The 7,053-nt window shown below is 59.4% G+C and carries 6 protein-coding genes; all 6 read right to left on the reverse strand.

Annotated features, from left to right (window positions below):
• Window positions 1-21: 21 nt before the first annotated feature.
• Window positions 22-1,353, reverse strand: coding sequence for an MFS transporter (locus AC1DXW_RS13350; protein WP_477755318.1), 1,332 nt, complete (start codon window positions 1,351-1,353; stop codon window positions 22-24).
• A gap of 274 nt (window positions 1,354-1,627) precedes the next feature.
• Window positions 1,628-2,428 (reverse strand): ABC transporter permease, encoded by an 801-nt coding sequence (locus AC1DXW_RS13355; protein WP_477755324.1) that lies wholly within the window; start codon window positions 2,426-2,428, stop codon window positions 1,628-1,630.
• 2 nt (window positions 2,429-2,430) lie between these two features.
• Window positions 2,431-3,642, reverse strand: a complete 1,212-nt coding sequence (locus tag AC1DXW_RS13360) for an ABC transporter permease (protein WP_477760080.1) — start codon at window positions 3,640-3,642, stop codon at window positions 2,431-2,433.
• Window positions 3,643-3,662: 20 nt separating this feature from the next.
• Window positions 3,663-4,712, reverse strand: coding sequence for an ABC transporter substrate-binding protein (locus AC1DXW_RS13365; RefSeq protein WP_477756796.1), 1,050 nt, complete (start codon window positions 4,710-4,712; stop codon window positions 3,663-3,665).
• A gap of 82 nt (window positions 4,713-4,794) precedes the next feature.
• Window positions 4,795-5,949 (reverse strand): ABC transporter ATP-binding protein, encoded by a 1,155-nt coding sequence (locus AC1DXW_RS13370; RefSeq protein WP_477760081.1) that lies wholly within the window; start codon window positions 5,947-5,949, stop codon window positions 4,795-4,797.
• Window positions 5,946-7,053, reverse strand: a 1,108-nt coding sequence (locus AC1DXW_RS13375; RefSeq protein ID WP_477760082.1) for an aminotransferase, incomplete at its 5' end; no start/stop codon positions are given. The genes AC1DXW_RS13370 and AC1DXW_RS13375, both read right to left, overlap by 4 nt.

Here is a 7,053-nt window from a genome sequence, read left to right on the forward strand (position 1 = left end):
GTGTGGATGTCATCGAGAGCATCAACCCGGCATTGCCACTGCGCGTGTCGCCTGGCTTGCAGGACGTACGCTGGTCATCACCAATGCAGCGACGAGCGTCAGTGCCGCCAGAACGTACAGCCCGTATTCAAGGTGGCCGGAAGCCTGTTTGATCCAGCCCATCATGAAGGGGCTGGCGTAACCGCCCAGATTGCCGACGGTGGTCATCAATGCGATGCCGGCCGCTGCCGCCGAACCGGTCAGTAATGTGCCGGGAATGGCCCACAGCACATTGAACGCCGACAGGCAGCCAGCCATGGCGATGCACAGACTGAACAGGCACAGGTAAGGGGACGTATGCAGCGCGGCACTCGCTGCCAGGCCAATGCCAGCGGCCAGGATCGAGAGCGATGCATGCCAGCGCCGTTCACGGGTACGGTCGGAATGTTTGCCGACAATGAGCATGCATACCGACGCAACCGCGAATGGGATTGCCGAGATCAGGCCCGTCTGCAGCAACGACTGTTCGCCCAAACCCCTGATGATCTGCGGCATCCAGAACGACATGCCATAGGTGGCGCACAGCAGTGCGAAATTGACGAACACCAGGCACCAGATGCCGCGATGGCTGAAAGCGCCGCGGAAGGTATGCACCGCGCCAGCTCTTTCGTGGGACAGACGCTGAGCCTCCAGATCGGCGACCACCCGGGCGTTTTGTTCGACCGTCAGCCAGCGGGATTTGCCAGGGCGATCCTCAAGATAAAAGTACACCGCGACACCCAGGACCACGGCAGGCAGGCCTTCGAGCAGGAACAGCCATTGCCAGCCCGCCATGCCCGCCACGCCAGCAAATGTCTGCATGATCCAGCCGGACAATGGGCCGCCCAGAACTCCCGCGATGCCGACGCCAAGGCTCAGGCAGGCCAGCCCTTGCGATTGCGCGTAAGACGGCAGCCAGAAGGTCAGGTAGAGAACGACCCCGGGATAAAACCCGGCCTCTGCGACCCCCAGCAAAAAGCGCAATACATAAAACGAGGTCGGGGTAGAGACGAACATCATCGACGTCGAAATGATCCCCCACATGACCATGATCCGAGTGATCCACAGACGTGCGCCCACCCGCTTGAGCATCATGTTGCTGGGCACCTCGAACAGGCAGTAGCCCAGAAAGAACACGCCGGCGCCAAAGCCGAACGCCGCGTCACTCAGACCGATGTCGGAGGCCATCTGCAATCTGGCGAAACCGACGTTGACCCGATCGAGGAAGGCAACCACGTAAAGAACGAAGAGAAACGGAAGGATTCGCCAGGCGATGCGGTTGTAAAGACTGCAATCCTGATCGTTCTCAAAGGTATTGCGGGATATGAGGTTCATTGAGGCTCTCTGTATTTATGGTGCAGACGGTGTCCGGTCGGGGCCGGATGCGTGATTTTTTATGGCAGTGAGCGAAGAGTGGTGACGCGGACAAAGGATGTATCTAATTCTTTTCAGCGAAACCGTGTTTCTTTGTGTGAGCGATGCTAGTAGTCGGTCGGAAGCGGTGTCAAGCACCTAATGCGGCTTTGGAAGGCTTTCGCGCAGGCGCATTGACCCACAGGCGGAACCTGTGAGTGACGTGTGAGAAAAGGCCTGCGATGCAGGCCTGAGTTCAGGAACGGCGGGACACGGCGCGTGACAACAGCAACAGCAGGGTGGCAAACAGCACCATGATGGTGGCCGCGGAAAGCAGGACTGGACTCAATGCTTCTCGGGCCGTCGTGAACATTTCGCGAGGCAGCGTCCGCTGATCGGGGCCGGCGAGAAACAGGGTTACGACCACTTCATCCAGGGAAGTGGCAAAGGCGAAGAGTCCTCCGGACAACAGGCCCGGCGAGATGAGCGGCAATGTCACTTTGCGCAAGGTTGTCCAGGGCGTCGCGCCCATGCTCGCAGCTGCCCATAACAGGCGCTGATTGAGACCACCCAGTGCCGAGCCGACATTGACCACCACGAACGGCACCGCCAAGGTGGTATGCGCCAGAATCAGCCCCAGATAGGTTCGTGTCAGCCCCGCATTGGAAAACACAAAATACATGCCCACGCCGACGATGACCGCTGGCACGATCATGGGTGCGATCAACAGGACTTCGATGAATCGTTTGCCTGGCATGGCCGGGTGCCGAAGTCCTAACGCCGCCAGCCCACCCAGGATCACGGCAAGCGCGGTGCTCGCCAGGGCCACCGCAAAACTGTTGAACAGCGCACTCAGCCATTGCGAGGAGGAGAAGAAGTCCTCGTACCAGCGCAAAGTAAAGTGTCCCAGTGGCAGTGACATGTAGCGACTGTCACTGAATGAGAGTGGCAGCACGATGAGAATGGGCAACAACAGGAAGGCCAGTACCAGGTAGCCACTCAATGACATGCCGAAATTGCCGAACCAGGCCATCGGCCCACTATTGGGATTACGGATCATCACTTAGCTCCTGTGCTGCGGCGGGCCAGATGCGCCTGAATGAGGTAGAGCAGGGTGGTCGCTACCAGCAACACCAACCCCAATGCCGAAGCCAGGCCCCAGTTCAGGGTGCCGGTAGTGAATTGGGCGATATAGAAACTGATCATTTGATCAGCCGGCCCACCGAGCAATGCGGGCGTGATGTAGAAACCGAGAGTGACAATGAAGACCATCAAGGCACCGGCCGCCAGTCCAGGAAGGACCTGTGGAAGGTAGACCTGGAAAAAAACCCGCGGTGGGCGAGCCCCCATCGAGTAGGCCGCCTGTACCAACAAGCGATTGCAACTGGACATGGCGGAAAGCAGTGGGAACACCATGAACGGCAGCATCACGTGAACCAACGCCAGAATCACGCCGAAGCGGTTGTATAGCAGGTGCAACGGACTGTTGACCCATCCCAGCTTCAACAGCATCGCGTTGACGATGCCTTGGTCCTGTAACAGCACCATCCAGGCGGTCGTGCGAACCAGAATCGATGTCCAGAACGGCAGCAGGATCAGGAGCAACAGCGCGTTGCGGGCCTTGGGCGTTCGGCGGTCCAGAAACACGCACAACGGGAATGCCAGCAGTACACAAACCAGCGTTGTGATGGCGGCGATGCCAAAGGTGCGCCCAAGGATCGAGCGATACAGACCGGCTTCATCCTTGGCGACCAGGCCCTGCTGGTAGTCGTGTTTCATGTCCACGGCGGACAGCATGTGGTAAGTCCCGACAGGGCCAGAGGCCCGTTTGAAGGTTTGCCAGGTTGCATTTTCCAGCCAGCGTGGATCGAGCGTTTGCATGCTCGCGCTGCTGCCGTCGAGATCGCCGGCCTCGCGTTTGGCTGCCATCAGTAAACCACGCAGTTCCGGCGCCTCGTAAGCCAAGCGGCGGGCAGCCGCCGCGAGGTCGCGGGGCGATACCGCTTTGAGGTCTTGTACCAACGGTTTGAACAAACGCTCGTCTGGGGCTGAAGTGCCGTCCCAGTCTGAGACGGCACGGGCCGTCGCGGGCATCGCCTGGGGCAGTTCGCTGTCAGCGACTGCGCGCCACAGCAATGTGCCAATCGGACCGACGAAGGTCAGGGCAAGAAACACCACCAGAGGTGCCAGCAGGCCGTAGGCGCGCCAGAGGGCGCCGCGATCCTTGCGGGCGACCACCGGTGATGAGGCATTGATTACGATTGCACTCATGTCTATTTACTCGATCCGGATCACTGGGCCGACCAGGCGGTCCACTTGGCATTTAGTTCGTCGATACGGTCAACCCAGAACTTGTCGTTGAGCACCAGCACGTTGGCGCTGTTCTGCGGTGCGCTTGGGGAGTCAGCGAGCGCCGCCGGGTCAGTTTCAGCGATGCCTTTGACGGAAGTGATCCCGGTCGGCTGCAGGCTTGGCCATTTCTTCTGGTTTTCAGCTTTTCCCATCACATCCAGCAGGCCATAGGCTTTGTCGACGTTCGGCGAGTTGGCGAGGATCACCCAGCTGTCCATGGTTTGCAGCGACTGATTCCACACCAGCCCGAACGGTTTGTGATCCTGGTGGATAGCGTTGGTCACCCGGCCGTTATAGGACGTGGTCATATTCACTTCACCCGACGCGAGTAGTTGCATCGGTTGGCCACCCGCTTTCCAGAACAGCAGCTGGCTCTTGATAGTGTCGAGTTTCTTGAAGGCGCGTTCTACGCCACCAGCCGAGTTGAGGACTTTGTAGACGTCGGCCGGTGCAACACCGTCGGCCATGAGGGCGATTTCCAGGTTGCCCTTGGGGCCTTGGCGCAGTGCGCGTTTGCCGGGGAAGGTTTTGGTGTCGAAAAAGTCGCTCCAGTCTTTTGGAGTACGGCTGGCTTTGCTGGTGTCGTAGCTCAGCACGAAGTTGTAGACCGCACTACCCACACCGCATTCGCTGGCCGCGCTGGGAATGTAGTTGTCTTTGCCGCCAATTCGTTTGAAGTCCATCGCAACGAAAAGCCCTTCACCGCACCCCAGTTGCAGGTCTTCGGCCTCGACCTGAACCACATCCCACCCACTGTCTGCACCTTCAGCGTGAGTTCTCAGCAGGCCGATACCACCCTCCCAGCTGTCATCGATGACTTTATTGCCGCTGGCCTGACTGTATGTATCGAAGAAGATTTTACGCTGCACATCCTGATACGCACCGCCCCATGAGGCCACGGTGAGGTCTCTGGCCTGAGCGGTTCCCTGGAACAGGGCAAGCCCGCATAAAACGAAGGAGAGACTGCGAACGGAGCATGGATTGAACATGATGTGACTCCCAGACTTTTGATTTAGTTGTGGTCGGCAGAAGTGACGTAACAGATCGACGCGTTCTTGTTGTTTTGGGCGTTCAGCGCAAAATCATTGCCTGTGCGGCAGGCAACGCCAGCCTCACGCTTTCGCCGGGCAGGGGTGGTGCCTGGCCCAGGCTTCCCGGGTTGTAAGTCATCGACAGCTCGCAACCATCGGTCATCACCAGGCGCAGCTTGCAGTGGGCGCCATGAAAGATGCTGTCGACGACGCGGGCCTGAATCGCGGCCTCTCCCGGCGTTGCCAGCCTCAGGTTCTCGGGGCGAATCGCCAGCGCCGCCGGGAGACCTGCGACCAGGCCGGGATCAGAGCAAAACGCCTCGTGGACCGTGTCGCCTTCGGTCAGGCGGATTCGTGCGAGATTGCCGCAGACACTGGCCAGGACACCTTCCAGTACATTGGTTTCACCCAGAAAGTTCGCCACGAAGCGTGTGGCAGGGCGGTTGTAAATGGTTTCAGGTCGGTCGATCTGGGCAATCTTGCCTTCGTTGAAAACCGCCACGCGATCCGACATGGTCATGGCTTCGTCTTGATCGTGAGTGACGTAGACAAACGTGATGCCCAGCTGTTTATGGATGGCTTTGAGTTCCAGTTGCATGTGTTCGCGCAAACCCTTGTCGAGGGCACCCAGCGGTTCGTCCATCAGCAGGATGCGTGGGCGATACACCAGCGCTCGGGCGAGCGCGACACGTTGCTGCTGGCCTCCGGACAACTGTGCGGGGTTGCGATCTTCAAATCCTTCCAGACGAGCCAGGTCCAACGCTTCCTTGACGCGAACCTTTGCTTCGGCGGCCGGTATTTTGCGCAAGTTGAGGGGGAAGGCGACGTTCTCGGCCACGCTCATGTGCGGGAACAAGGCGTAACTCTGAAAGACCACGCCCATGTCGCGTTTATAAGCCGGCAGTTTACTGATGTCAGTGCCGTCCATGAGGATACGGCCACGGTCTGGCGCGTCAAAACCGGCAAGCATCATCAGTGTGGTGGTCTTTCCCGATCCGCTGGGGCCCAGCAGGGACAGAAATTCGCCCTGGCGGATGTTCAAATCCAGGTTGTCTACGACCCAGCTGCGCTCGTCATATGTTTTGTGTACACCTTCGAACCGGACCAGTACCGGACTTTCCGCTACGGGTGCTTCGATGTTGTCGGGTAGTGGCATAGGGACCCTGGTAAGCGCGCGGCCGGATTGTGCGGTCATGACCGGATACCCGCGAGGACTTCATCGAGTGCCTGAGCCACAGCCTTGAGAATAGTCTGGATCTGATCGGCATCGACGATCAGCGGCGGTGCCATCACCAGGGTGTCGCCCAGTGCGCGCAGCAGGATGCCGTTGCGTTGCAGGACATCGCTGACCTTGCTGGCCACTTTGAATTCGGCGGGGAAGGGTTCACGGGTCTGCTTGTCAGCGACGAACTCCAGTGCCGCCATCAGACCGATGCCGCGTGCATCGCCCACCAGTGGATGATCGGCAAAGGCTTTGATGCCAGCCTGGAAGGCCGGGGCAACCTCGGCAACGTGTTCGACGATAGCYAACTCGTCGTACATGCGCAGGGTTTCCAGTGCAACGGCTGCGGCCACCGGATGCCCTCCGTAGGTGTAGCCGTGCCCCAGGCCACCCAGGGTATTGCTCTGATCGGCGATGACCTGATAGACCTGATCGCTGAGCAGCAAAGCCGAGATCGGCTGAAACGCTGCGGACAAACCTTTGGCACAGGTCAGCATGTCGGGCTGAATGCCCATTGCCTGGCAGCCCCAGTAATAGCCGGTGCGCCCGAAGCCACAGATCACTTCGTCGGCCACCATCAGAATGTCGTACTTGCGCAGTACCGTCTGAACCTTGGCGAAATACCCGGCTGGCGGCAGGATCACGCCACCGGTGCCCATCACAGGCTCAGCGAAGAAGGCGCCAATGGTTTCAGGGCCAGCGTCGAGAATGGTCTGCTCCAACTCTTCGGCTAGGCGGGTGGAGAACGCTTCTTCGGTTTCCCCGGGAAGGCCTTGGCGATAGAGGTGTGGGCAACGCACATGGATGACGTCGGCCAGGGGCTCGCCCCAACCTTTATGCATGTTGGGCAAACCGGTGAGGCTGGCGGCGGCCAGTGTGGTGCCATGGTAACTGCGGTGACGTGCAATCAGGCGTGTCTTGCCCGGTTTTCCCAGCGCAATGTGGTAGTAGCGAACGAATTTGATCGCGGTATCGATTGCTTCCGATCCTGAACTCTGGAACACCACTTTTTCCAGGCCCGCCGGTGCGTGGGCAATCAATTCGGCGGCCAGGTCTGCGGCCGGTCCATGACTGCGG

Source organism: Pseudomonas sp. P4_C4, assembly GCF_056402055.1.

Bases quoted from the DNA above. Each gene is read 5' to 3' on its own strand.
- AC1DXW_RS13350 (WP_477755318.1), bottom strand. From the start codon at position 1,353: ATGAACCTCATATCCCGCAATACCTTTGAGAACGATCAGGATTGCAGT.
- AC1DXW_RS13360 (WP_477760080.1), bottom strand. From the start codon at position 3,642: ATGAGTGCAATCGTAATCAATGCCTCATCACCGGTGGTCGCCCGCAAG.
- AC1DXW_RS13365 (WP_477756796.1), bottom strand. From the start codon at position 4,712: ATGTTCAATCCATGCTCCGTTCGCAGTCTCTCCTTCGTTTTATGCGGG.
- AC1DXW_RS13370 (WP_477760081.1), bottom strand. From the start codon at position 5,949: ATGACCGCACAATCCGGCCGCGCGCTTACCAGGGTCCCTATGCCACTA.